20 protein-coding genes are annotated in these 26,297 nt (G+C 68.6%); 11 read left to right on the forward strand and 9 right to left on the reverse strand.

The annotated features are described in order from the left end of the window. The first annotated feature begins 15 nt into the window (after positions 1-15). Complete coding sequence (locus tag GRX31_RS08145) at positions 16-1,104, forward strand: type VI immunity family protein (RefSeq protein ID WP_160852130.1); 1,089 nt, start codon at positions 16-18, stop codon at positions 1,102-1,104. A 68-nt stretch (positions 1,105-1,172) separates the two neighbouring features. On the opposite strand, the gene GRX31_RS08150 is transcribed toward GRX31_RS08145, so the two are convergent. Next, complete coding sequence (locus tag GRX31_RS08150) at positions 1,173-2,834, reverse strand: ankyrin repeat domain-containing protein (RefSeq protein WP_160852132.1); 1,662 nt, start codon at positions 2,832-2,834, stop codon at positions 1,173-1,175. A gap of 311 nt (positions 2,835-3,145) precedes the next feature. On the opposite strand from GRX31_RS08150, the gene GRX31_RS08155 reads away from it, so the two are divergent. Further along, positions 3,146-4,585: an alpha/beta hydrolase family protein gene (locus GRX31_RS08155; protein WP_016451225.1), complete on the forward strand. Its 1,440-nt coding sequence runs from the start codon at positions 3,146-3,148 to the stop codon at positions 4,583-4,585. A 27-nt stretch (positions 4,586-4,612) separates the two neighbouring features. Here the strand turns inward: GRX31_RS08155 and GRX31_RS08160 are convergent, their stop codons facing one another. Then, positions 4,613-5,515, reverse strand: coding sequence for an alpha/beta hydrolase (locus tag GRX31_RS08160; protein ID WP_017406694.1), 903 nt, complete (start codon positions 5,513-5,515; stop codon positions 4,613-4,615). Positions 5,516-5,664: 149 nt separating this feature from the next. Between GRX31_RS08160 and GRX31_RS08165 the strand changes: the two genes are divergently transcribed. Both GRX31_RS08165 and GRX31_RS08170 read left to right on the forward strand, forming a co-directional pair. Then, positions 5,665-6,537 carry a methylglyoxal synthase gene (locus GRX31_RS08165; protein WP_016447679.1) on the forward strand — a complete coding sequence of 291 codons (873 nt, stop codon included), beginning with the start codon at positions 5,665-5,667 and terminating at the stop codon, positions 6,535-6,537. Positions 6,538-6,659: 122 nt separating this feature from the next. Beyond that, complete coding sequence (locus tag GRX31_RS08170) at positions 6,660-7,985, forward strand: serine hydrolase domain-containing protein (RefSeq protein ID WP_160852134.1); 1,326 nt, start codon at positions 6,660-6,662, stop codon at positions 7,983-7,985. A gap of 84 nt (positions 7,986-8,069) precedes the next feature. On the opposite strand, the gene gdhA is transcribed toward GRX31_RS08170, so the two are convergent. Further along, positions 8,070-9,413 (reverse strand): NADP-specific glutamate dehydrogenase, encoded by a 1,344-nt coding sequence (gene gdhA / locus GRX31_RS08175; protein ID WP_016447677.1) that lies wholly within the window; start codon positions 9,411-9,413, stop codon positions 8,070-8,072. Between the two features lie 351 nt (positions 9,414-9,764). Next, positions 9,765-10,679, reverse strand: coding sequence for a LysR family transcriptional regulator (locus GRX31_RS08180; protein WP_074921010.1), 915 nt, complete (start codon positions 10,677-10,679; stop codon positions 9,765-9,767). Positions 10,680-10,854: 175 nt separating this feature from the next. Between GRX31_RS08180 and GRX31_RS08185 the strand changes: the two genes are divergently transcribed. The 4 genes from GRX31_RS08185 to GRX31_RS08200 all read left to right on the forward strand — a co-directional run bounded on the left by GRX31_RS08185 (position 10,855) and on the right by GRX31_RS08200 (position 17,966). Then, positions 10,855-11,715 (forward strand): alpha/beta hydrolase, encoded by an 861-nt coding sequence (locus tag GRX31_RS08185; protein WP_047326652.1) that lies wholly within the window; start codon positions 10,855-10,857, stop codon positions 11,713-11,715. 120 nt (positions 11,716-11,835) lie between these two features. Continuing rightward, complete coding sequence (locus GRX31_RS08190) at positions 11,836-13,119, forward strand: efflux RND transporter periplasmic adaptor subunit (protein WP_016447674.1); 1,284 nt, start codon at positions 11,836-11,838, stop codon at positions 13,117-13,119. An 85-nt stretch (positions 13,120-13,204) separates the two neighbouring features. Then, complete coding sequence (locus tag GRX31_RS08195) at positions 13,205-16,456, forward strand: efflux RND transporter permease subunit (RefSeq protein WP_160852135.1); 3,252 nt, start codon at positions 13,205-13,207, stop codon at positions 16,454-16,456. A 28-nt stretch (positions 16,457-16,484) separates the two neighbouring features. After that, positions 16,485-17,966 carry an efflux transporter outer membrane subunit gene (locus GRX31_RS08200; protein WP_160852137.1) on the forward strand — a complete coding sequence of 494 codons (1,482 nt, stop codon included), beginning with the start codon at positions 16,485-16,487 and terminating at the stop codon, positions 17,964-17,966. 7 nt (positions 17,967-17,973) lie between these two features. On the opposite strand, the gene GRX31_RS08205 is transcribed toward GRX31_RS08200, so the two are convergent. Continuing rightward, positions 17,974-18,993 (reverse strand): LysR substrate-binding domain-containing protein, encoded by a 1,020-nt coding sequence (locus GRX31_RS08205; protein WP_160852139.1) that lies wholly within the window; start codon positions 18,991-18,993, stop codon positions 17,974-17,976. A gap of 116 nt (positions 18,994-19,109) precedes the next feature. Between GRX31_RS08205 and GRX31_RS08210 the strand changes: the two genes are divergently transcribed. Both GRX31_RS08210 and GRX31_RS08215 read left to right on the forward strand, forming a co-directional pair. Next, complete coding sequence (locus tag GRX31_RS08210; RefSeq protein WP_160852141.1) at positions 19,110-20,333, forward strand: M20 aminoacylase family protein; 1,224 nt, start codon at positions 19,110-19,112, stop codon at positions 20,331-20,333. 52 nt (positions 20,334-20,385) lie between these two features. After that, positions 20,386-21,390 (forward strand): Bug family tripartite tricarboxylate transporter substrate binding protein, encoded by a 1,005-nt coding sequence (locus GRX31_RS08215; protein ID WP_160852142.1) that lies wholly within the window; start codon positions 20,386-20,388, stop codon positions 21,388-21,390. A 16-nt stretch (positions 21,391-21,406) separates the two neighbouring features. Here GRX31_RS08215 and mutL read toward each other — a convergent pair whose 3' ends face one another. Beyond that, positions 21,407-23,452, reverse strand: coding sequence for a DNA mismatch repair endonuclease MutL (gene mutL, locus GRX31_RS08220; RefSeq protein WP_160852144.1), 2,046 nt, complete (start codon positions 23,450-23,452; stop codon positions 21,407-21,409). 172 nt (positions 23,453-23,624) lie between these two features. Further along, positions 23,625-23,915, reverse strand: coding sequence for a glycine zipper 2TM domain-containing protein (locus GRX31_RS08225; RefSeq protein ID WP_016451238.1), 291 nt, complete (start codon positions 23,913-23,915; stop codon positions 23,625-23,627). Positions 23,916-24,188: 273 nt separating this feature from the next. Here GRX31_RS08225 and GRX31_RS08230 point away from each other — a divergent pair, with 273 nt between their 5' ends. Then, a complete protein-coding gene (locus tag GRX31_RS08230; RefSeq protein WP_016447666.1) occupies positions 24,189-24,839 on the forward strand; it encodes a DedA family protein in 651 nt (216 codons plus the stop codon). 85 nt (positions 24,840-24,924) lie between these two features. Here the strand turns inward: GRX31_RS08230 and GRX31_RS08235 are convergent, their stop codons facing one another. Together GRX31_RS08235 and GRX31_RS08240 are read right to left on the reverse strand one after the other, a co-directional pair. Next, a complete protein-coding gene (locus tag GRX31_RS08235) occupies positions 24,925-25,149 on the reverse strand; it encodes a glycine zipper domain-containing protein (RefSeq protein WP_016447665.1) in 225 nt (74 codons plus the stop codon). Between the two features lie 211 nt (positions 25,150-25,360). After that, positions 25,361-26,297, reverse strand: a 937-nt coding sequence (locus tag GRX31_RS08240; protein WP_202396520.1) for an N-acetylmuramoyl-L-alanine amidase, incomplete at its 5' end; no start/stop codon positions are given.

Consider the following 26,297-nt stretch of genomic DNA (forward strand, 5'->3'; position numbering starts at 1 on the left):
ATATGGAGGATGGATATGGCAAAAGACTTCAACAAACCTTTGAGCACCAGAGAACTGCAAAAAGCCACCGTGGCGACGATGGATATTCTCAAGGCGCTGGTATTGCAGAATCAATTTGGACGTATTTGTGCAAGAGCAGGCTGGACGATCGAGATGGTGTTCCATGACGGGGATTCATTGGCCGTGCGTGAGCGTGCATGGGAAGTGGTCGATCTTTTTTGTGAGGCTGTAGGGAAGGAGAAACTGGTTTATTGGTACGACGGAATGCCTGCCATGCTGACCAGCGCGATAGCACAAAGAAAGTTGGCTGCAAAGAAGCAGAAAAGCTTTGATAACCCAAAAGGTTATGCCCTGATATTTCATATGGCTTCGGGTAAGCCAAATCCTCCTGAGGTGTGGGAGAATAATGCGCAAGACTTTCGCCTTTATTGCCGTATTGAGAATGATGAAGGTATTTGGTATCGTGAGAGATATGGGTCGATAAAAAAGGGCCCGGCCATGTCTTTCATTCGCATGGCATTTCCCGCGTGGTGGATTATGGATCAACCGCCAGAGCGCAATGTGGGCCGCCTCACCACCCAGATTGTGGAGTTGATGCAGCCCTATTGGGCCATTGCAGGTTGGGGCGTCATGCCCGCAGTGGAAGAACGCAATATCGGACCCGACGGCAAAGGGCAGCAAATACTGTATCCCTACCTGCAGCGTTTCCCGGGTTTGAATGCCCTGGGCAGTCTTGCGCTGATGAGCCATGACTTCAACAACGCCATGTACAGCATCAACTGGCTGAGTTTTGTGAGTGATGCCTTGCTGGAAAAGCTGGGTGGTCGGGATGCGGTGCGCAAGCAGGTTCAGGCCAGCCAGTATCTTTCGGCTGGGGATGTAGGCAACTGTCTGGGGATACGGGCAGGAGATTTCCCAGGACTGGGGGATATGGACCAGGGGCTGACGCTGCCCGCCTTTGGCGAGGCGGCACGCCTGCTCAAGCCTTTGCGCGCCAGATCCCGGCTCAACAACTTCATCGGCCCGCCGCCTTCGGGGTCCAATGATGAACATGCGTGGCTGCTGGCATGCGATGCCTACATGAGCCGGTTTGATCTGTTCTGACCCATGCAGGCACTGCAGCTGAATCCTGCCGGGCCAGCCGGCAGGACGGGTTTTCGGGTCGGGCGGACCTAGTCCGCGTCAACCCCCAGCAGCAAATCCGTGATCTCGTCCGGATACCGCTGCCGGTTGCCGTCGATGAGCACGCAGCCGGGTACTTCGGGGTCGGGCCGGGCCATGGGCATACCGTGGTCCAGCAGGGCCTGGGCGCAGCCCAGCCAGTCGCCGCCGCCGGGTTCCGTGGATTCGGGCCGGTTCAGCGATGCCCAGCACAGGGTTCCTGCGCAGTTGTCGCCATAGGCGTGGTGTTCGGTCCACTGTGCGCCGTGCTCCAGCAGGAAGCGCGCCATGGCGGCATCGCCACGGAAAACGGCCTGGTTCAGTGCGGATGCATCCCAGTCGCCGCCGCGCGCAGCGATGGGCCAGCCCAGTTCCACCATGCAGCGCACGGCCTCCATGCGGCCCAGGGCTGCCAGTTCGGGCAGCATGCGCAGCTGCTCGTGAGACAGTCCTTGCAGCAGACCCGGGTGGGACGCGAGAAGCCCTCCGGCCCGGGCCCGGTCGCCCATGGCGCAGGCGGCAACGAACTGTTCTTCGGGCGAGGCGGGTTCAGCGCCCGTGGCCTGTTCCAGCAGGACGGCCACGTCGGCCAGGCCAAAGCGCCGTGCCAGGCGGGCGGCGCCCAGGCCTTGCGGTGTGCGGGTGGCCGGGTCGGCTCCTGCATCCAGCAAGGCCTGCACGTGGGCGGGCGAGCGCAGCCGGCGTATGGCCCACAGCAGCGGGCGGCCCCATTCGCCCTGGCCGTTGTCCTCGTTCGGATCGGCTCCGTGGTCCAGCAGCAGGCGCAGGGCCTGCACATCGTCCAGGTCCAGCACGCGGAACAGGGCATTGCTGCCCTCCACGCGCGCGCCCGCCTGCAGCAGCAGCCGCGTGCATTCGCGGCTGGCCGGCGTGCCTTCCAGAGAGTGGTAGAGCGATTCGCCGTCGTTGGGGTCGGCCCCGGCCTGCAGCAGCATCTGCGTCAGTTGCGCATCATGGTTCTGGCCTGCTGCGCCATAGAGTGCTGACAGCCGCTCGGTCTCGGAGGGCGCCTGCAGCGAGGCCGGCGGCCAGCGATTGTCCACGGTCTGCAGCGGGTCGGCGCCCGCGTCCAGCAGCCAGCGCGCGCAGGCGCGCAGCGGCTCGGCGAACTCGGGCAGGCGCAGCAGGCACGAGTGCGTGACGGCGACCAGCGGCGGCAGTCCCAGCGGCCCGCCTGCGCGCTGCAGCCAGCCGGGATCTCTGTGCGTGGCTTCGCGCAGCGCGGCCAGGTTGCCGATGGCGCAGGCCATCCAGGGATCATTGCCCGGCAGCTCCGGCCGCTCGTCCAGCAGGCGCCGGGCCAGCGCGGGCTGCGCGCGGTGCGTGCCGCCCGCCACATCGCCGGCATAGACCAGGGCCAGCCAGTGCAGCCGGGATGTCTCTGGGTCCGCCGCCAGGCGCTGGCATGCCTCGACGTAGCCTGACAGCTCGCTCCATGAAGCGAAACCGTGCTCGCGCGCCACGGCGGACTGGGCGTCGTGCAGCCGCAGGTCCATGGCGGCCAGCGCCTCATCTGTGCGGCCCCGGGCAGCGGGCAGGTGGGCGCGCAATTGCTCCATGGCCTGGGCCGAGTCTGCGCGATAGGCGGCCAGCAGTTGCTTGGCCTGTTTCTTGAGATGGCCCATGTCGGGCCGGGCGGGGATGCGTTTCACAGGGATACCTCCGTGCACGAAGGCCAATGACCTGCAGCTTGGCGCACAAAGGCATGTGGCAAGAGAAAAACGCCGAGAGGCGCATACAGGTGGGTTCAACCCTTCCCGCAGGTCCGGGTGCGGCCTGCACCGCAAGCGCGGATGTTAGCGCAAGGCGACAGTCATCTGGGTGACAGCCGGCAGCCCCTGCTTGCGGGTTCCTACCCGCATGGCGGGCCAGTTGCCTGGCATAGGCTGCGTCGGCACTCCCCCTTGAAACGGATTTTTTGCGCGCGTTCCCCTTCAAACCTTCATCCCAAGGAGACAGTCTTATGCGAGCCCTGCGTTGGAATCGTTGGAAGTATCTCGGTCTGCTGGCGGCCACGGGCCTTGCGGCCTGCGGCGGGGGGGACGGTGATGCGCCCGAGGAGACCCGGGCACAGGACAGCCGCAGCTTTGCGCCGGCCAATCCTTCGGCCACCAGCTTCGACGCGCTGGCCGCCGCTTCGGGCGATGTGGTCGACAACGCCAGCACCAGCCGCTGGGCCGGCGTGCTGGAAGGCGCGGCCTACCGCATCGAGGTGCCGGCCAACTGGAATGGCCGCCTGGTGATGTATGCCCACGGCTATGCGGGCGAGGGCAGTGCGCTCAACGTCACCAATCCGTCCATACGCCGCTACCTGATCCAGAACGGCTATGCCTGGGCAGCATCCAGCTACAGCAAGAACTACTACGACGTGCGCGCCGGCGTGGAGGACACGAACGCGCTGGCGCTGGCCTTCAACCGCCTGGCCGCATCCCACGGCCGGCCGTTGGCGCAGCCGCAGCGCCTGTACATCACCGGCCATTCCATGGGCGGCCATGTCACGGCGGCGGCCATCGAGGCCGAAGCCCAGTCAACGGCCCGCAACAAGGTGCGCTACCAGGGCGCCGTGCCCATGTGCGGCGTGATGGGCGATACCCAACTGTTCGACTACTTCGCGGCAGCCCAGGTCACTGCCCAGGCCCTGGCGGGCGAGGCCCAGCATGCCGTCACCGACTGGGCGGCCATCCAGGGCAAGGTGACATCGGCCCTGTTCACGACCTTCCCGTCTGCACCTACCGCGACGGGCCGCGCCTATCTGTCGGTGATCCAGAATCTCACGGGCGGTCCGCGCCCGCTGTTCGACCTGGGTGTGGCCGTGGGCGGCTCGTTCGCTCCGGTCTGGGGCGTGTTCGGCAGCGACGGCTCGGTCAACGGCATCCTGAACCGCAACGTGACCGATACCAACCGCTTCACCTACCGCATCGATGGGGATGCAGCGGCCTCGGCCGCGCTCAATGCCGCCGCGCAAAAGCGCACGGCCGCGCCCGATGCCAACCGGCTGCGCCGCGACGGCCTGCGCTGGATTCCCGTGAGCCCAGGCGACATCGGCATTCCCGTGGTGACGCTGCACACGCTGGGCGACCTGTATGTGCCGTTCAGCATGCAGCAGATCTACCAGCGACGCGTGGCCGACAAGGGCAAGGACCGTTGGCTGGTGCAGCGCGCCATCCGCGGCGCATCGCACTGCGACTTCACCGTGGCCGAGCAGGTGGAGGCCTTCGATGCCATGGTGCAGTGGGAGCAGGGCGGCGCCAGGCCGGGCGGTGACGATGTGCAGACGGCCGCCACGGTGGCCGCGCCCACCTATGGCTGCCGCTACACGCGCAACACGCTGGGCCCGGATGACAGCACCACCACGCGGCAGTTGCGCGCCGTGATCTCGCAGAACGCGGCAAGCTGCCCGTAGCGCGGAAGGCGGCGCAGGCTGCGCCGCTCAGCGCGGGCTTGCTGGCGCGGTGGGCGCCTGTGCGAGCAGGCGCAGCCCGAACAGCTCGTCCAGCGCCTGCCGGTATTGCTCCATGGCGCGCGACTGGGTGTTGTGGTGGTTGCCGCCTTCGATGAGCACGAAGCGCTTGGGCTCGCTGGCAGCGTCGAACAACTGGCGGCCCAGCGTGGCGGGGATCAGCGGATCGGCGCTGCCGTGCACGACCAGCAGCGGCGAGCCTATGCCGGCCACCTTGTCGATGGAGGCAAAGCGCTGCGTGATCAGCGGCCCCACGGGCAGCCAGCCCCAGCGGAAGCTGCGGACCACGTCGGGAATGCTGGTGAAGGTGGCCTCGACCATGACGCCGGCCTCATCCTGGACGCTGCGCGCCAGGTCAATGGCGATGGCGCCGCCCAGTGAATGGCCGAAGATGAAGCGCGGCCGGTCCGGAGCGTGCCGGCCCAGCCAGTCCCAGCCGGCGCGGGCATCCTCGGCGGCCGATTCCTCGGACGGCAGGCCGGCGCTGCTCTTGCCGAAGCCCCGGTAGTCGATGGCCAGCACCGAAAAGCCCAGCTCGTGCAGCCGCCGGATGCGCGGCGAGGAGCCGGCAACGTTCCAGCGCGCGCCATGCAGGTACAGCAGCACGGGGGCGTTGCCGGCCGTGGCCGGCTGGGGCAGCCACAGCGCATGCAGGCGGGCGCCGTCCTGCGTTGGCATGTCGATCCAGACATCTTCCATGCCGGCCGTGTTGGCGCCGGGCCAGCTGCGGTCGCTGGGCTGGAAGATCCATTCGCGCTGCTTGGTATCCAGAACGGAGCAGCCGCTGGCCGCCAGCAGCGCGGCCACGCCCAGCGCTGCCGTGAGCCGGTGCAGGCGCCGTCGGGGCCACAGGTGGGAAAGCAGTGAGGGCATGACGCAACAATGGATGCACGGGCCGGCCAAAAGTTCAGCGCCGCTGCCGTGCCGGCCGGCGCTGTCATGGATTGGCGCTATTCTTGCCGTTGGTCCGCAGGCTGTCCTGGCTGCACGGGCCTCTCCCCACTGTTGATGAGTGAACCTGTATGCCGATACGCCTGGGCCTGGCCGCCAACCGAATCCACCACCAAACCGAGGATGCCGCACTGTTCGGCTGGCTGCGCGCCTGCGAGTCCGGCATTCGCGAGCTGCAGCTGGGCCTGCATGCCGTGGGCCGCACCTTCGATGCCATCCAGGCGGCCGGCATGCTGGCGTCCTACCGGGGCCTGCGCCGCTATCCCTATGGCCGCGAAGGCGGGCTGATGAAACTGGTGGCCGAGGTGGTGGGCGTGGAAGGTGACGAGCGCACCATCGACGGGGCCATCTATTTCACCGACCCGGTGGATCCGTCCTCCATCTTTCCCGAGGCCGTGGCGCTCAAGCGCCAGTGCGTGATCCATGGCAAGCCCTTCCTGTCCACCGTGGCCTCGGCGCGGGACTGGGTCGAGATGGAGCGCATCCAGGCAGGTCTGCCCAAGGATGCCGGTGCGCAGCGCTTTCACGACTACGCACAGCAGACGCTGGCGCTGATCGCCCACGATGCGCTCAAGCCCACCATGCTGGATTTCGCGGCGCGCAACTTCGAGCTGCTGTCGCGCTTTGGCCGGCGCGTGGGCACGGGCACCACGGGCCAGCGCCTCAACGAAATGGCCTGGAGCCGTGGCTGGCCCGAGGACCGGCCCTGGGTGGACCGCTACAACAGCGGCCCGCTGGGCGGCGATGCGCAGATCGCCGACCTGGTGCTGGACCGCCGCTGCCAGCGCGTGATCTTCTTCGAGGACCCGCATGTGGCGCGCCAGCACGAGGCCGACATCCAGCTGCTGGAGCGCGCCGTGACCACGGTGACGCACGACACGGTCTGCACCACTTCTCCGGCCGTGGCGCAGCGCTGGTGCGATGCGGCCTTGATGCGCCGCTGAATGCCCCACTAAAACCTTCGTCGCGCAGACGACAGCCTTGCGGCCTGCGGGTGGGCGAACACCCGTGACCGGCCGAGGGCTTTCTGCAAGACTGGCCGTTTCCAAAAACCAAGGAGACAACGATGGTCAGTCCGCTCTTTCGGCGTTCCCGGCATGCCATGGCCCTGCTGGTGCTACTGCCCGGCTGGGTGGCGGCCCAGGCACAGGCCCCCGCAGCGCCCGCGCTGCCGCCGCCCGACAGCGTGCGCCTGGAGCAACTGGGGCTGATGCAGGGCTTTCCGCCGGCCGCCGACAAGCGCGTGGACGTGTCCAACGGCTACCGCTATCCACAGCTGCGCTGGGTGGTGCAGCACCTGCGCGAAATCCAGCCCACGCAGAACATCCGGCGCGGCGCGGCGGCGCCCTCGGCACTGCCCGAAGCGCCCATGGCCCTGGGCGGCCTGCGCTTTGACGACGACAAGGGCCAGCCCATCACCGTGGACCAGTGGCTGGACCGCACCTATACCGATGCCATCGTGGTGCTGCACAAGGGGCGGGTGGTCTTCGAGCGCTACCAGAACCAGATGCAGGCCAGCTCGCCCCACCTGCTGTTCTCGGTCACCAAATCGTTCACCGGCCTGATGGCCGCGCAACTGGCCCACGACGGGCGCATCGACCCCCAGGCCCTGGTCACGAAATACGTGCCCGAGCTGGAAGGCTCTGCCTGGGGCGACATGACGGTGCGCCAGGTCATGGACATGACGGGCGCCGTGCGCTTTCGCGAGGACTACACCGACCCCAGGACCGAGATCTTCGGCTACTCCTGGGCCTCGGGCATGCTGCCGCGTCCGCCCGGCTACGCGGGGCCGACCAATGTGTACGACTTCCTCAAGACGCTGCCCAAGGAAGGCACGCATGGCGAGGGCTTTGTCTACCGCACCGTGCATTCCGAGGTGCTGGGCTGGATCGTCTCGCGCGTCACGGGCCGGCGCTGGAGCGATCTCATGAGCGAGAACATCTGGCAGAAGCTGGGCATGCAGGAAGACGCCTATGTGATGGTGGACAGCACCGGCACGCCGCTGCAGGGCGCGGGCCTGAACGCCACGGCGCGTGACCTGGCGCGCGTGGGCGAGATGCTGCGCCTGGGCGGCAGCTTCAACGGCCACAAGATCTTCGACAAGGCGGTACTGGACGACATTGCGCGCGGCGGCGACCGCGAGCAGTTCAAGTTCCGCGGCATCCAGGCCGCGCGGCCCGGCTACAGCTACCGCAACCAATGGTGGGTACTGCACAACGCCGATGGCGCCTATGAGGCCGCCGGCATTCACGGCCAGTTCATCCACGTGAACCCGGCCGCGCAGATGGTGGTGGTCAAGCTGTCATCGCACCCGGTGGCGGGCGCGGCCTTCACGCATGCGCTGACGCTCAAGGCCTGGGCGGCGCTGGCCGATGCGGTGCGCGACAGGTAAGGCGCGCGAATCCATCTCTTTCCATGAAAAAAGCCCATGCAGCAGGCTGCATGGGCTTTCGTCAGGGGTGGGGAGCGCTGATGCTCAGATCACGCCCTGGGCCAGCATGGCGTCGGCCACCTTGACGAAACCGGCGATGTTGGCGCCGTCGATGTAGCTGACCGTGCCGTCCTCGCGCTTGCCGTACTTCAGGCAGGCGGCGTGGATGCCTTGCATGATCTGCAGCAGGCGGGCATCGACTTCCTCGGCGGGCCAGGACAGGCGGGCCGCGTTCTGGCTCATCTCCAGGCCCGAGGTGGCCACGCCACCGGCATTGCTGGCCTTGCCCGGTGCGTACAGCACGCCGGCCTTCTCGAAGGCCTTGGCGGCTTCGATGGTCGAGGGCATGTTGGCGCCTTCGGCCACGCAGACCACGCCGTTGGCGATCAGCACCTTGGCATCTTCCTCGGTCAGTTCGTTCTGCGTGGCGCAGGGCAGGGCCACGTCCACCTTCAGGTGCCACGGCGTCTTGCCGCGCAGGAACTCTGCGCCCACCAGCTTGGCGTACTCGTCCACGCGGCCGTAGCGGTGGTTCTTCACGTCCATCAGGATGGCCAGCTTCTCGGTGGTGAAGCCGTCCTGGTCATACACGGTGCCCGAGGAGTCGGAGACCGACACCACCTTGGCGCCCAGCTGCATGGCCTTTTCCACGGCGTACTGGGCCACATTGCCCGAGCCGGAGATGGAGACGGTCTTGCCTGCGAAGGACTGGCCGCGCGTGGCCAGCATTTCCTGGGCGAAGTAGACGGTGCCGTAGCCGGTGGCTTCGGGGCGGATCAGCGAGCCGCCGAAGGACAGGCCCTTGCCCGTGAACACGCTGGCGGCGCTGTTGGACAGCTTCTTGTACATGCCGGCCATGAAGCCCACTTCGCGGCCGCCCACGCCGATGTCGCCTGCCGGCACGTCGGTGTCCGGGCCCACGTGGCGGAACAGCTCGGTGACGAAGGCCTGGCAAAAGCGCATGACTTCAGCGGGGCTCTTGCCCTTGGGATCGAAGTCCGAGCCGCCCTTGCCGCCGCCCATGGGCAGCGTGGTCAGCGCGTTCTTGAAGGTCTGCTCGAACGCCAGGAACTTGAGCACGGACAGCGTGACCGAGGGGTGGAAACGCAGGCCGCCCTTGTAGGGGCCGATGGCCATGCTGTGCTGGATGCGGAAGCCGCGGTTGACCTGCACCTGGCCCTTGTCGTCGGTCCAGCTCACGCGGAACATGACCACGCGCTCGGGCTCGACCAGGCGCTCCAGCAGTCCGTGCTCGGCGTACTTGGGGTTCTTCTCGATGAAGGGCCACAGGCTTTCCATCACTTCGGTGACGGCTTGCAGGAATTCGGGCTGGCCGGGATTGCGTTGCGCGACTTCATCAAGGAACTGGCCGACGGACTCGTACTTCATGGAAAAAACCTCTGACTAAAAACGGCTGCGGGAAGGGGTGAGTGCAAACCAAGATTATGCCTAAAAGTTATGCCGTCATGCATCGTTTTGGTGAACGGCGCCCGAGCTTGGTGCCTTCGTGCCGTGTTTCGGTGCATCTTCAGAGGGGGTTGACGGTATTTGGTGCATGGCAGAAGGCTGCGTGCAGCAGTGGGCGGGCAGGCAGGCTCCTGGATCGGCCGTATCCGGTGGCGTGCATGGTCATGGCGAATGGGAATGGCTGGCGCCATGCCCGCTGACATGAAGAGTGGCTAGGAAGGCCTTGCAGCCGGACGGGGCTTGGGCCCGCCCGGCCATCCCATCGCCGGCCTTTCAGCTGCGCTGCAGCTGGGGATGGCGCGCGAACAGGTCGGCCGCCCAGTCCACGAAGGCCCGCACCTTGGCGCTGAGGTGGCGGTTGGGCGGGTAGACCACGTGTATGGGCAGCGGCGGCTGGGTCCAATCGGGCAGGACCTCGACCAGTTCGCCGCTGTCGATCAGCGGCTGGGCAAAGGCCGTGACCAGCTGCGCGATGCCAAAGCCCGCCAGCACGGCGGCCGTGTAGGCATTGCTGTCGTTGGCCGCGATGCGGTAGTTGCCCGACACCTCGATGGATTCATCGCCCCGCTGGAATTCCAGCGGGTACATGCGCCGCGTATGGCCCGAGAAGAAGGCGACGATCTGGTGCTTCGTATCCAGTTCGGACGGATGCTGGGGCACGCCATGGCGTGCCAGGTAGGCGGGCGAGGCCACGGTGACCCAGTTCATCGAGCCGATGCGGCGCGCCACCAGGGACTGGTCGCTGAGCTCGCCCCCGCGGATCACGCAGTCCACGTTGTCGCTGATCAGGTCCACCAGGCGGTCGCCCACGCCCAGGTCGATCTGTATGTCGGGATAGCGTTCGCAGAATTCGGTCAGCGCCGGAATGATGATCAGCCGGGCCATGGAGCTGCCCACGTCCAGCCGCAGCCGCCCGCTGGGCGCGGTCTGGGTGTTGACCATGCTGGCTTCGAGATCGTCGAAGTCGTTGAGCAGGCGTGCCGCGCGTTCGTAGTAGGCCGCGCCATCGGGCGTGACGGTGACGCGCCGCGTCGTGCGGTTGAGCAGCTTGACGCGCACGCGCGCCTCCAGCGCCTGGATCTGTTTGGTGACCGTGCCCTTGGGCAGGTCCAGCGAATCGGCGGCGCGGGTGAAGTTGCCGGCTTCCACCACGCGAACGAAGACACGCATGGCCTGGATCTGGTCCATGGAAAGATGCTCCTGCAGCGCCCGGCAAGGGAATGCCGGCTCGGCGGAATTCTCACACGCGCCATGTCGGGCGATTGTTCGTGAAACGGAAACAGAGCGATGGCTGCGTTGCTATTTCAGACATGGCCGGCGCCGCCTATATTCCAACCATCGACCATTGCCGCAGGTTCGCGCCATGTCCACTTCCTCGTCGCCTCCGAACGGCCCCGCCGTCGGGGCGCAGATTGCCGAAACAGAATTCTCCATCGAGCTGCCCGAGCACGGCACCGTGGCTGCGCGCGCCTATGGCCAGCGCAGGCCCGGCACGATTTCGCCTCTGGTGCTGCATTTCCATGGCGGCACCTTTGTCTGCGGCACGCTGGACAACGGGCGCTACATCGGCCGGCTGCTGGCCGAGGCGGGCGCCGTCGTGGTGTCGCTGGCCTACCCGCTGGCGCCCGAGCATCCGTTTCCCCAGCCCATCGAGGTGGGCTACGCCGTGCTGCAGTGGCTGTACAAGCACCGCGTGAAGATGGCGGGCAAGGGCGCGCCGCTGTTCCTCGCGGGTGAAGAAGCCGGCGGCAACCTGGCCGCCGCCGTGGCCGTGATCTCGCGCGACCGGGGCCACCCTCCGCTGGCAGGCCAGATCCTGGTGTCGCCCATGCTCGATCCCTGCACCGGCACCGCCTCGCAGCGCGAGGCCACGCCCGAGGCCGGCGAATGCCGCTGGGCCACGGGCTGGCGCGAGTACCTGAGCTGCCCCAAGGACGCCATGCATCCCTATGCCGTGCCCGGCAGTTCGCTGCGCCTGGCCCAGCTGCCGCCGGCTCTGGTGCTGGTGGGTGGTGATGACCCGCTGCGCGACGAGGCCCAGGCCTATGCGGCCCGCCTGCGCGCGGCCGGCGTGACGGCCAGCAGCCATGTGCTGCCCAGCGCGTCGAACTGGCCGCAGGCCCTGTCCGAGGCCGAGGCCTGTACGGCCTGCAGCGCCGCCGTGTCCCAGCATGTGCACGACTTCTTCGAGGCCACCATGAACAAGCCCGCAGCACCGGGCTAGGCCCCGCGCCGCCGCAGCCGGCGAACCTTGCTGCCCCCGTTTTTCCATTTCGATTCCGCCTTCCCGGCGCGTTCAGGCGCCGGGCGGGCATCGTGTTCCCTGAATTACGCAAAAAACACCATGTCCACCCAATCCACCTCATCCTCCTCACCCTCTTCTTCCGCCTCGGCCCAGCGCAAGGGCTGGAAGCTGCCGGCCGCCGCTGCGGCCATCCTCGCCGTCAGCGCCGGCCTGTTCGGCCTGCACGGCTTCGATGCCAAGGCCGATGACGCGCCCGCCAGCGCCCAGCCCGCCGCCACGCCTGTGTCGGTGGCCACGGTCGCCGAAAGCGAGGTCACCGCCTGGGACGAGTTCTCGGGCCGCCTTGAAGCCGTGGAGCGCGTGGACATCCGCTCCCGCGTGGCCGGCGCCGTGCAGGCCGTGCACTTTCGCGAGGGCGCGCTGGTCAAGCAGGGCGACCTGCTGATCACCATCGACCCCGCACCGTATGCGGCCGAGGTCGAGCGGGCCGAAGCGCAGGTGGCCTCGGCCCAGGCACGCCAGTCCTATGCGCGCAGCGAGCAGGAGCGTGCACGCCGCCTGTGGGACGAGCGGGCGATTGCCCAGCGCGAGCTGGACGAGCGCATCAACGCAGGCAGCGAGGCCGAGGCCAATCTGCGCGCGGCCCAGGCGTCCCTGCAATCGGCGCGGCTGAACCTGGGCTACACCCAGGTGCGCGCCCCCGTGTCGGGCCGCATCGGCAAGCGCGAGATCACCGTGGGCAACCTGGTGGCCGCAGGCCCGGGCGCGCCGGTGCTGACCACGCTGGTCTCGGTCAGCCCCATCTATGCGAGCTTCGATGCCGATGAGCAGGTCATCACGCGCGCGCTCAAGGAGCTGGGCGGCGGCGCGGGCAACCGCGCCAGGATCGACAGCATTCCCGTGCAGATGGGCACGGCCACGGCCGGCAGCACGCCCTTCGAGGGCCGGCTGCAGCTGATCGACAACCAGGTCGATGCCCGAAGCGGCACCGTGCGCGTGCGCGCCGCCTTCGACAACAAGGACGGCGCCCTCATGCCCGGCCAGTTCGCCCGCATCCGCATGGGCCAGGCGCGCGACAGCAGCATGCTGCTGGTCAGCGAGCGCGCCATCGGCACGGACCAGAGCAAGAAGTACGTGATGGTGGTGGGCGGCGACAACAAGGCCGTCTACCGCGAGGTGGTGCTGGGCGCCTCGGTGAACGGCCTGCGCAACGTGACCCAGGGCCTGCAGCCCGGCGAGCGCGTGGTGGTCAACGGCCTGCAGCACATCCGCCCCGGCGCCCTGGTCGCGCCCAAGGAGGTGTCCATGGATGCGCGGGCCGATGCCCGCCAGCCGGGCACCCGGCAGGCAGCCGAACAAGTGGCTGACGCAACCAAGTCCTGATCTAGCCGCACACCTTTCCTGCCTCTGAAATGCCGCCTGACCGCAGGCGGCATGGGCCGCGCTTGCCGTGGCGGAGCCAAACACCATGAACCTATCCAAATTCTTCATTGACCGGCCGATCTTCGCGGGCGTGCTTTCGCTGCTGATGCTGATCGCCGGCCTGATCGCCATGGGCGGGCTGCCGATCTCGGAATACCCCGAGGTCGCGCCGCCATCCGTGGTGGTGCGCGCCCAGTACCCGGGCGCCAATCCCAAGGTGATCGCCGAGACCGTGGCCACGCCGCTGGAAGAGCAGATCAACGGCGTCGAAGGCATGCTCTACATGGGCAGCCAGGCCACCAGCGACGGCGTGATGACGCTGACCGTCACCTTCCGCCTGGGCACCGACCCCGACAAGGCGCAGCAGATGGTGCAAAACCGCGTCTCGCAGGCCGAGCCGCGCCTGCCGGAAGAGGTGCGCCGCCTGGGCATCACCACGGTCAAGAGCGCCCCCGACCTGACCATGGTGGTGCACCTTGTCTCGCCCAACCAGCGCTATGACATCAACTACCTGCGCAACTACGCGGTGCTGAACGTGAAGGACCCGCTGGCGCGCATCGAGGGCGTGGGCCAAATCCAGATTTTCGGCGGTGGCGACTACGCCATGCGCGTGTGGCTGGACCCGCAGAAGGTGGCGCAGCGCGGCCTGTCGGCCAGCGATGTGGTGGCCGCCATCCGTGGCCAGAACGTGCAGGCTGCGGCCGGCGTGGTCGGCGCCTCGCCGGGACTGCCGGGCGTGGATATGCAGTTGTCCATCAACGCCCAGGGCCGCCTGCAAAGCGAGGAGGACTTCGGCGACATCATCGTCAAGAGCGGCGCCAACGGCGCCGTGACCCGCCTGCGCGACATCGGCCGCCTGGAGATGGGCGCGGCCGACTATTCGCTGCGCTCGCTGCTGAACAACGACCCGGCCGTGGGCATGGGCGTGTTCCAGGCGCCGGGCTCCAATGCGCTGGAAATCTCGGCCAACGTGCGCAAGACCATGGAGGCCCTGAACAAGAACATGCCCGAGGGCCTGGAGTACCGCATCGCCTACGACCCCACGCAGTTCGTGCGCGCCTCCATCGAATCGGTGGTGCACACGCTGCTGGAGGCCATCGTGCTCGTGGTGCTGGTGGTGATCCTGTTCCTGCAGACCTGGCGCGCCTCCATCATCCCGCTGCTGGCCGTGCCGGTGTCGGTGATCGGCACCTTCGCCGTGCTGCATCTGCTGGGCTTTTCCATCAACGCGCTGAGCCTGTTCGGCCTGGTGCTGGCCATCGGCATCGTGGTGGATGACGCCATCGTCGTGGTCGAGAACGTGGAGCGCAACATCGAGGCGGGCCTGACGCCGCGCAACGCCACCTACCGCGCCATGCGCGAAGTGTCCGGGCCCATCATCGCCATCGCCCTGGTGCTGGTGGCGGTGTTCGTGCCGCTGGCCTTCATCAGCGGCCTCACGGGCCAGTTCTACAAGCAGTTCGCGGTGACGATCGCCATCTCCACGGTGATCTCGGCCATCAACTCGCTGACGCTGTCGCCCGCGCTGGCGGCCCTGCTGCTGCGCGGCCACGATGCGCCCAAGGACGCGCTGACGCGCGGCATGGACCGGGCCTTCGGCTGGCTGTTCCGCGGCTTCAACCGCATGTTCCACCGGGGCTCCGAGGCCTACAGCGGCGGCGTGGGCCGCGTGATCTCGCGCAAGGCGCTGATGCTGGCCATCTACCTGGCGCTGATCGCCGTGACCTTCGGCCTGTTCAAGGCCGTGCCTTCGGGCTTCGTGCCCGCGCAGGACAAGCAGTACCTGATCGGCTTTGCCCAACTGCCCGACGGCGCCACGCTGGACCGCACGGACGAGGTGATCCGCCGCATGGGCGAGATCATGAAGGACAACCCCAACGTGGAGGACACCATCGCCTTCCCGGGCCTGTCCATCAACGGCTTCACCAACAGCTCCAACTCGGGCATCGTCTTCGCCACGCTCAAGCCCTTTGACGAGCGCAAGCGCGCCGACCAGAGCGGCGGTGCCGTGGCCGGCCAGCTCAACCAGGCCTTCGCGGGCATCCAGGACGCCTTCATCGTCATGTTCCCGCCGCCACCCGTGGCGGGCCTGGGCACGACGGGCGGCTTCAAGCTGCAGCTGGAAGATCGCGCCTCCCTGGGCTATGACCAGATGGACGCGGCCGTGAAGGCCTTCATGGCCAAGGCCTACCAGACGCCCGAGCTGACCGGCATGTTCACCAGCTGGCAGGTCAACGTGCCCCAGCTGTATGCCGACATCGACCGCACCAAGGCGCGCCAGCTTGGCGTGCCGGTGACGGACATCTTCGACACCATGCAGATCTACCTGGGCAGCCTGTATGCGAACGACTTCAACAAGTTCGGCCGCACCTACAGCGTCCGCGTGCAGGCCGACGCGCCCTACCGCGCGCGTGCCGAGGACGTGGGCATGCTCAAGGTGCGCTCCAGCTCGGGCGAGATGATTCCGCTGTCGGCGCTGATGAAGGTGGATTCCAGCTTCGGCCCCGAGCGCGCCATGCGCTACAACGGCTACCTCACGGCCGACATCAACGGCGGTGCCGCACCGGGCTTCTCTTCGGGTCAGGCACAGGACGCCATCAAGCGCATCGCGGCCGAGACCCTGCCCAAGGGCATCGACTTCGAATGGACCGACCTGACCTACCAGGAGATCTTGGCCGGCAATTCGGCGGTGCTGGTGTTCCCGCTGGCCATCCTGCTGGTGTTCCTGGTGCTGGCCGCGCAGTACGAAAGCCTGACCCTGCCGATTGCCATCATCCTGATCGTGCCCATGGGCCTGCTGGCGGCCATGACCGGCGTCTGGCTGTCGGGCGGCGACAGCAACGTCTTCACGCAGATCGGGCTCATCGTGCTGGTGGGGCTGAGTGCGAAGAACGCCATCCTGATCGTGGAGTTCGCACGGGAGCTGGAGTTCGAGGGCCGCACGCCCATACAGGCCGCCATCGAGGCCAGCCGGCTGCGCCTGCGCCCCATCCTGATGACCTCGCTGGCCTTCGTCATGGGCGTGCTGCCCCTGGTGCTGTCCACGGGCGCCGGCTCGGAAATGCGCCGTGCCATGGGCGTGGCCGTGTTCTCGGGAATGATCGGGGTGACGGCCTTCGGCCTGTTCCTGACGCCCGTGTTCTACGTGCTGATGCGCCGCCTGGCAGGCAACCGGCCGCTCAAGCAGCATGGGCCCGAGATGGAGGAAGAGGCCCCTGCACAGGCACCCGCCCACGGCCATGCCTCGGGTGGCGGCGCGCTGCCCATGCCCTCTGCCGCGCGTGGCGAGCATGAATGAGCCCACACCACAAAAACAGGAACCGATCATGAAGATCCCATCGCTTTCGAAACTGTCCAGGCGTCTGCTGCCCCTGGTGGCGGCGCTGGCCCTGGCCGGCTGCGCCAGCGTGTCCCAGAGCCTGCCCGAGCTGCCGGCCGCCCCCGCCTTCAAGGAGCAGGGCGCCGCGCCGCAGGCGGGCTGGACCCAGGCCCTGCCCGCCGAAGCCCAGGCACGCGGCCAATGGTGGCTGGCCTTTGCCGATCCGGCGCTGGACGCGCTGGTGGACAAGGCCACGCTGAACAACCAGAGCATCCAGGCTGCGGCCGCACGCCTGGCCGAGGCCCGCGCCCTGGCGCGCAGCGCCAATGCCGAGCGCCTGCCCCAACTGGGCCTGGGCGCAGGGGCCACGCGCGGCGCGGGGCTGGACAAGGCCTCGGGCACACGGCCTGCCACCCTGGTCAATGCGGGGCTGAACCTGTCGTACGAGGTCGATCTGTTCGGCCGCATTTCCCAGGCGGCCGACGCATCGCGGCTGGACGCCGAGGGCCGCGAGGCCCTGCTGCAAAGCACGCGGCTGGCCGTGCAGGCCGAGGTCGCACAGACCTATCTGCAACTGCGCGCACTGGACGCCGAGCGCGCCCTGATGCGCGAGACTGTGGAGGCCTACCGCGACACGCTGCGCCTGTCGGAGCGGCGGCTGCAGGCCGGCGACATTGCCGAACTGGACGTGGCGCGCATCCAGGCCGAGCTGTCGGCCACCGAATCGGACGCGCTGGCGCTGGACCGCCAGCGCGCCCAGGTCGAGCATGCGCTGGCCGTGCTGGTGGGCGACTCGGCCTCGCGCTTCGGCCTGGGCGAAGGCGCCTGGACCACGGCACTGCCTTCTATTCCCGCCGGAGTGCCGGCCACGGTGCTCATGCGCCGGCCCGACATCTCGGCCGCCCAGCGCGCCGTGTTCGCCGCCCAGTCGCGCGTGGGCGTGGCGAAGACGGCATGGTTCCCCAGCATCTCGCTGACCGGCGCGGCCGGCCACGCCTCGCCCGAGGTCGGTGACCTGTTCAAGTGGTCCATGCGCTCCTGGGGCGTGGGTGCCCTGCTGTCGCTGCCGCTGTTCGACGGCGGCCGGCGCGAGGCCGGCGTGCAGGCTGCCGGCGCACAGCTCGATGCCGCGCTGGCCGCCTACCGCCAGCAGGCGCTGGTGGCCTTCCAGGAGGTGGAGGACCAGCTGTCTTCCATCCGCATCCTGCAGGAGCAGTCCACCGTGCAGGGCCAGGCCGTGGTGGCCGCCCAGCGCGCCACCAGCCTGTCGGACACGCGCTACCGCAATGGCTACGTCAGCCAGCTGGACCTGCTGGATGCCCGCCGCAGCGAACTGCGCAACCGCCGCCAGGCACTGCAGGTGAAGTCTGCGCAGTACCAGGCCGCCGTGGGCCTGATCCGCGCGCTGGGCGGGGGCTGGGATGTGCCGGCTGACGTGCCGGCCGACGAATCGGCGAACGTGCCGGTGGCCCAGGCCACGTTGCGCTGAGGCACCCTCAGGCCAGCACGTCAATGGAGCGGAACACGCGCTGCAGCACCGGGTCCGGGCTGTGGCGGCAGGCGTGGACCTGCTCCATGAGGTGGTGCACGAAGCGCTCGGCCACCCAGGGCAGGGGGCCGTGGCCGCGCTGGACCACGCCCACCGTGTGGGGCTCGAACTGCTCGCGCAGGGACAGCGGCACCAGGGTGCCCTGGGGCACGCCCGATTCGATCAGCGGCCAGGGGCAGAACGAGAGCATGTCGCTGTGCGCGATCAGGTGCAGCAGCAGCGATGCCGAATGCACCAGGTGGATGTGGCCCACTGGCACGGGCAGGCCGTGGCGCAGGAACAGGCGCCGCACCAGGTCGTCTTCTTCAGGCGGCGTGTAGTTGAGCAGCCAGTCGCAGTCCATCAGCTCGGCCAGCGAGCGGGCGCCTGCCAGCGGATGGCCCGTGCGGGCCACGACGGTGGCGTCATAGCGGAACAGCGGCGTGCCGTGCAGGTCGCCGCCCGAGGGGCCCCAGGGCACGCGGCCGATCAGCAGGTCCAGCGTGCCTTCGCGCAGGCGCGGATGGGCCACGGCCGACAGGCCCTCGAACAGCTCCAGCCGCACCTGGGGCAGTTCGGCGCGGAAGGCGCGCAGCACATGGGGCAGCAGGCTCTGGCCCACCCAGGGCGTCACGCCCACGGACAGGCGCGCCACGGCGCAGGTGTCGCGCAGGCGGGCCATTTCATCCTCGGCCTGGGCCATCTGCCCGGTGATCAGCTGGGCATGGCGCAGCAGCGTGCGCCCGGCCGGCGTGAGGACGATGCCGCTGCTCTGGCGCTCGAACAGCGCAAGGCGGTGGCCTTCCTCCAGCTCGCGCAGGGCCTGGGTGATGGCCGACTGGGTGATGCCCAGCGCGCGTGACGCGGCGCGCACGCTGCCGCAGCCGGCCACGGCGACGAGGTAGCGCATCTGGTGCAGCTTCATGGCGGGACCGGCATCGAGGTGGGGCTGGGAATGCATGAGCCGATCTTGCAGGTTTCGTGCCATGGCCGCCATCCCTGCCATTGCTGTGATCGGCGCATGCCGGGGGATGACAGGCAATGCCTGGCAGGGCAGGCGCTGGCGGTCTTCCGCCCGCTGCCCACGCTTCCTAGACTGCGGGCATGAACATTGACCCGCCCGTTTCCACCACGGCCGAAGCCGCCGATCCGGTGCTTGCCGGCATTCGTGCCACGCAGGCCGAGATGGTGGCCCTGCGCCATCACCTGCATGCCCATCCCGAACTGGCCTTCGAGGAGTTCGCCACCAGCGACTTGGTGGCCGAGCGCCTGGCCTCCTGGGGCTATGAAGTGCATCGAGGGCTGGGAGGCACGGGCGTGGTCGGCACGCTGCGCTGCGGTTCGGGCACGCGCCGGCTGGGCCTGCGCGCCGACATGGATGCGCTGCCCATCCACGAGCAGACCGGCCTGCCCTACGCCAGCCGCCATGCGGGCCGCATGCATGCCTGCGGGCACGACGGCCATACCGCCATCCTGCTGGCCGCCGCGCGCGAGCTGGCCCAGGCACGCGGCTTCGACGGCACGCTGCACCTGATCTTCCAGCCGGCCGAGGAGGGCCTGGGCGGCGGCCGCAAGATGGTGGAGGACGGCCTGTTCGAGCGCTTCCCCTGCGATGCCATCTTTGCGCTGCACAACATGCCGGGCTTTGCCGAGGGGCAGTTCGGCTTTCGCGAGGGCTCGTTCATGGCCTCGTCGGACACGGTGATCATCACCGTGCGCGGCAAGGGCGGCCATGGCTCGGCGCCCCACCTGTCGGCCGACCCGGTGGTGGCGGCGGCCCACCTGGTGCTGGCGCTGCAGACCGTGGTCTCGCGCAATGTCGATCCGCGCGACATGGCCGTGGTCAGCGTGGGCGCCATCCATGGCGGCGATGCTCCCAACGTGATCCCTGGCGAGGTGGAGCTGCGCCTGTCCGTGCGCGCCTACCGGCCCGAGGTGCGTTCCCTGCTGCGCGAACGCATCACCGCGCTGGCCCATGCCCAGGCCGCCACGCTGGGGGCCGAGGCCGTGGTGGACTACCGCTGGCGCTATCCGGCCCTGGTCAACGATGCGGCCAGCACGGCCTTCGCCCGCGAGGTGGCGCGCGACTGGCTGGGCGAGCAGGCGCTGATCCCCGGCCTGCAGCCGCTGACGGGCAGCGAGGACTTCTCCTTCATGCTCGAACAATGCCCGGGCAGCTATCTGATCGTGGGCAACGGCGTGGGCGACACCCATGGCACGGGCGGCTGCATGGTCCACAACCCCGGCTACGACTTCAACGACCGCATCCTGCCGTTGGCCGCCACCTACTGGGTGAAGCTGGCCCGGCGCTTTCTGTCCGCCGCCTGAGGCGCTGCGCCCGCACCGGATTCCTTTCACGACTTCACCTGCGATTGCCACCATGCGCACTGCATTTCCTCTCTTCTCCGAGGCCCGCCAGGTCCTGAGCCGCCGCAGCCTCCTGGGCGCGGCCGCGCTGGGGCTGGTCCTGCCGGCCGCTGCTCAGGGCAGCTTTCCTGCCAAGCCCTTGAAGCTGGTCGTCGGATACCCGGCCGGTGGATCGGTGGACCTGGCGGCGCGCGTGGTGGGCGATGCGCTGGCCGCGCGGCTGCGCGGCACGGTGGTGGTGGACAACGTGGGCGGGGCGGCCGGCGCCATTGCGGCCCAGCGCGTGGCCTCGGCACCGGCCGATGGCTACACGCTGCTGGTGGGGGCCAGCAACGAACTGGTGGCCACGCGCATCGTCAACCCCGCGCAGCGCTACGACGGGCGCCGCGATTTCACGCCGCTGGGCCTGGTGGCCACCAGCCCGCTGATCCTGGCCGCACGCCCCGGCCTGGGCGTGAAGACCCTGGCCGACCTGCTGGAGCTGGCGAAGCGCCAGCCCGGCAAGCTCAGCTACGGCAGCTCGGGCGTGGGATCGACCCTGCATTTCGCGGGAGAGCTGCTCAACCAGCGCGCGGGCATCTCCATCGCCCATGTGCCCTACCGGGGCGTGGCGCCGCTGACCAGCGACCTGGCGGGCGGCAGCCTGGACCTGGCCGTGCTCTCGCCCACGGCGGCGCAACCGTTCCTGCAGAGCGGGCGCATCGTGCCGCTGGCGGTCACCAGCGCGCAGCGCCTGTCCGCCTTGCCCCAGGTTCCGGCCATGGCCGAGCTGGCACCGCTGCGCGGCTATGAATTGGTGGGCTGGTTTGCGCTGATGGCGCCGCGCGCCCTGCCTGCGGACACGGCCCAGCGCATCACCGCTGCGCTGCAGGAGGCGCTGGCCGAGCCCGCCGTGCGCAAGCGCCTGGAAGATGCCGGCATGGTGCCGGCCACGGGCCGCGAGGACCTGGCGCGCCTGATCGCCGAGGAAGACCGCAAGTACGAGCAGCTCGCGGCCTTCGCAAAAATGCGCGACTGAGTGTTGCCGGGGCGGTTTACCGGCCGCGCAGGAACAGCGCGTCCAGCTCCTTCATGCTCATCTGCCGCCAGGTGGGGCGGCCGTGGTTGCATTGGTCGGAGCGCTCGGTGACTTCCATCTGGCGCAGCAGGGCGTTCATCTCGTCCAGCGTCAGGCGGCGGTTGGCGCGCACGGCGCCGTGGCAGGCCATGGTGGCCAGGATCTCATTGCGCGCGCGCTGCACCACGGTGCTGGCGTCGTGCTGGGCCAGCTCGGCCAGCACGCTGCGCGCCAGCTCCACGGCATCGCCCTGGGCCAGGGTGGCGGGCACGGCACGCACGGCCAGGGTCTTGGGAGAGAAGGGCGAGACTTCCATGCCCAGCGCCTGCAGCGTGTCGCCATGGGCCTCGGCCGTGGCCACTTCCTCGGGCGTGGCGGCGAAGGTGGCGGGAATCAGCAGCGGCTGGCTGGGGATCTGTTCTGCCGCATTGACGGCATTCTTGAGCTGCTCGTAGACGATGCGCTCGTGCGCCGCATGCATGTCCACCACGACCATGCCCTGGGCATTCTCGGCCAGTATGTACACGCCGTGGATCTGGGCGACGGCGCGGCCCAGGGGCCAGACGGGCTCGTCGGACGCTGCCGGGGCCGCTGCGGATGATGTGCGGGGCGCAGAGAAATCCGCAGGAGCAGGCTCGGCAACGGCAGCAGTCGGGGACTGGACGGCCGGCGCGTAAGCCGGGGGCGCGTAGCTGACGGGGGCCAGGGCAGCAGTGGGCACAGCGGGTACGGCGAGCACGGCTGGCTGCTCGGCGGCCAAGGCCTGGGCCGGACTTGCAACCGTTGCGGCTGCGGCCTCGCGCATGGGGGCCCACAGCCCCGCCATATTGCTGACCTTGTGGCCGCCTTGCTCATCGCCAAAGCTCATGCGGGCCTGGGGCCAGGCGGGCATGGATGCCTTGGGCGCCGTGGCCGGCGCTGCCGCAGCGGCGGGCGCAAGCTCGGGCGTGCGCGCGGCCTCTTCGGCAGCCGCAGCGGCTGCTGCGGCGGCACGCGGTGCGGCCAGCGCGTTCTCTATGGCGTGGCGCACGGCCTGGTGCACCTCGCGGCTGTCGCGAAAGCGTACTTCGATCTTGGTGGGGTGCACGTTCACGTCCACGCGCGCGGGGTCGATCTCCACATACAGCGCATACACGGGCTGCTTGTGGCCGTGCAGCACATCCTCGTAGGCGCTGCGCGAGGCGTGGGTCAGCACCTTGTCGCGCACGAAGCGGCCATTGACGTAGCAGAACTGGTGGTCGGGCCGGGAGCGCGCCGCATCGGGAATGCCCGCGCGGCCCGTGACATGGACGGCGCCCGACCAGTGCTCCACGGTCACGGAGTTCTGCACGAAGGCGTCGCCCAGCACATCGCCCAGGCGGCGCGCAAGGGCTTCGTCCGACATGCTGCCGGCGGCACGCCACTGCTCGACCAGCTTGCCTTCGTGCCAGATGGCAAAGCCCACGTCGGGCCGGGCCAGGGCATGGCGGCGCACGGACTCTATGCAGTGGGCCAGCTCTGTGGCATCGCTCTTGAGGAATTTGCGGCGGGCCGGCGTGGAGAAGAACAGCTCCTTGACCTCGACCGTCGTGCCCTGGTTGCGCGCGGCGGGGCGCAGCTCGCCGCTGCGCGCGTCGAGCAGATAGGCCGAGTCCTGGCCCGCAGGGCGCGAGAGAATGGACGCCTCCGACACCGAGCAGATGGCCGCCAGCGCCTCGCCGCGAAAGCCCATGGTGGCCACGGTCTCCAGATCGTGCAGATCGGTGATCTTGCTGGTGGCATGGCGGCGCAATGCCACGGGCAGCTCATCGCGCGGGATGCCGCCGCCGTCGTCCTCCACCGAGATCAGCCGCACGCCGCCGGCCAGCAGCCGCACGTTGATCTGGCGGGCACCGGCATCCAGGGCGTTGTCCACGAGTTCGCGCACCACCGAGGCAGGACGCTCGACGACTTCGCCGGCCGCGATCTGGCTGATCAGCTCGTCGGGCAGGTCGCGGATAGGGCGGCGGGGAAGGGTGTCGGGGGAGGGGGTGGATGCGTTCACAGGGCAATTCTAGGGGCTCGCATCCACCGCTTGGTGCCTGTGGGAATGGGGTCGGAGTGCCTTGGGCACGCGCAAAAAAAGGAGCCGCACAGGCGGCTCCAAGAGGCGTCCCCGGCCACAAAGGCCAGAGCCGGGGGCACTCTTTGATGAGAGCGGACGGGGCCGCGCGGCCTCAGCGGCGGCGGCCGGCGCGGTCGCTGTTGCTGCCCATCTGGTTGCCGACCAGCGCACCGGCGGCCGCGCCGCCCACGGTTCCCAGCGTGGTGCCGAACAGGGCACTGCCCAGCACGCCACCGGCCACGGCACCCACGCCCGTGCCCAGCTGCGCGTTGTTGGGACGGTGGGCGCAGCCGCCCAGGGCCAGTGCGCCGGCCACAAGGGCGGCGACGGCCAGGCTGCGGCCCATGGTGGTGCCCGACTTGCGTTCAGTCATGCGCTCGAAGGTGCGAAGGGTCTTGTTCATGGCTTGCTTCCTTTTGTCCTGATGATGGTGGTGAGGCCGGGCCGGCGGTGCCGCCGGCATGCAAGGACTTTGCCTGCAAAAAGCTGACGCACTCGTGAGTTTTTCGTAGAGTTTTATCAAGTTGTGTAACAAAACAGGCGCGATTCCAAGCATTTGTAGTTCCATGCAAGCGCCGGTGTGCGCGGCGGTGCGATCGGCTCTGGCTCGGCTGTGGGGGCATGCCGGCGAAGTACAGTACGGGCCGGTGCGGCGCCCGCCGCGGAGGACCTTCTTTTGGAAATCATTCAGTTCCTGATCGACTTCATCCTGCACATAGACAAGCACCTGGAGGCCTTCGTCGTGGCCTATGGACCCTGGGTGTACGCGCTGCTGTTTCTCATCGTCTTCGTGGAGACGGGCGTGGTGGTCATGCCCTTTCTTCCCGGCGACTCGCTGCTGTTCATCGTCGGCGCGCTGTGCGGCGTGGGGCTGATGGACTATTCGATCGCCTGCACCGTGCTGCTGGTGGCGGCCGTGCTGGGCGACCAGTGCAACTACACCATAGGCCGCTACATAGGGCCCAAGGTGTTCCAGTGGGAGGATTCGCGCTGGTTCAACCGGCGTGCCTTCGACCAGGCCCATGCGTTCTACGAGCGCTACGGCGGCATCACCATCGTGCTGGCGCGCTTCATGCCGTTCATCCGCACCTTTGCCCCCTTCGTGGCCGGTGTGGCTGCCATGGACCGGGGCAAGTTCACGGCCTTCAACGTGGGCGGAGCCATTGTCTGGGTGTTCGGCATCAGCGCCGCCGGCTATTTCTTCGGCAACCTGCCCTGGGTGCGCGAGAACCTGGAGAAGATCATCTGGGGCCTGATCCTGGTGCCGGGCCTGATCGCCATCTTCGGCGCATGGCGCGCGGGCCGCGCGCCCAAGACGGCTTCCTGAGCCTTCAGCGCCCAGCAAAAAGCCCCTTGCGCCGTGATGGCGCAAGGGGCTCTTTCGTTCAGTGGCCGAACGGCGGCGGCAGGGGTCAGCGGCGGTCGTTGCGCTTGCCCACCTCGTTGCCGATGAGTGCGCCGGCGGCTGCGCCGCCCACGGTGCCCAGCGTGCTGCCGAACAGTGCGTCACCCACCACACCACCGGCCACGGCGCCGACGCCGGTACCGATCTGGGCGTTGCTGGGGTTGGTGGAACAGCCGGCAGAGAACAAGGCAATGGCGGCAGCGGCGGCAATGGAATAAAGGCGTGTCTTCATGTTCATCTCCTGTCGTGGCCTGCGTTGCTTCGGCGGATGGATGGTGGCGCAAGCATTGTGTGGAACATGTTGGCATGCTCTCATTCACGGCCTGCGGCCGTGGTAGGAGAGTTGCCCGAGCTGGGGCCGGGCGGTTTGGAAGCGTCCGGTCCTGCCTGTCCGACAGCGGCGGCGGACGGCATGCCGCCGTGCCTGTGGCAACCCTCGCGGCTCAGACGGAGCGGCTGCGGGCCAGCGGCGGGTTGTGCGCGAAGTAGTTGCGGATGCCGCGCATCAGCGCGTCGGCCAGCTGCACCTGGTAGGCGCTGCTGCGCAGCCGGGCTTCTTCCTCGGGGTTGCTGATGAAGGCGGTCTCCACCAGCACGCTGGGGATGTCGGGCGCCTTGAGCACGGCAAAGCCGGCCTGCTCCACGCGCGGCTTGTGCAGCTTGGCCATGTTGCCGATCTCGCCCAGCAGGGCGCCGCCGAGCTTGAGGCTGTCCTTGATCTGGGCCGTGGTGCTCATGTCCAGCAGCATGCGCTGCACGTGCTGGTCCTGCGAGCCCATGTTCAGCCCGCCCACGAGGTCGGACTGGTTTTCCTTGTTGGCCAGCCAGCGCGCGGCCGTGCTGGAGGCGCCCTTGTCGCTGAGCGCAAAGACGCTGGCGCCACGCGCGGCCGGCGTGGTGAAGGCATCGGCATGGATGCTGATGAAAAGGTCGGCCTGAACGCGCCGGGCTTTCTCGACGCGGGTGGCCAGCGGCACGAAGAAGTCGGCGTCGCGCGTCATGAAGGCGCGCATGGGGCTGCCGCCGATGCGGGTGTTGTTGATGCGGTCGCGCAGCAGGTGGGCGATCTTGAGCACCACATCCTTCTCGCGCGTGCCGCTGGGGCCGGTGGCGCCGGGGTCCTCGCCGCCGTGGCCCGGGTCCAGCGCCACGATGATGATGCGGTCGGTCTGGCGCGAGGTGGCGATGTTGGGCGCGGCAATGGGGGCAGGGGCCGGAACGGGCGCAGGCGCTGGGGCAGGAGGACGCGGCGCAGCCGCGGGAGCCGGCGCCTGCGCGATCACGGCAGGCGACGGCGCAGGCGTCTTGCCGCCCGGGCCGCCGCTGTGCTGGGCGATCAGGTCGCCCAGGGGGTCGGGGGCCGGCGCCGCGGCGCCTGGG

This window comes from Delftia sp. CH05 (assembly GCF_009827015.1).
Taxonomy (GTDB): domain Bacteria; phylum Pseudomonadota; class Gammaproteobacteria; order Burkholderiales; family Burkholderiaceae_C; genus Comamonas; species Comamonas tsuruhatensis.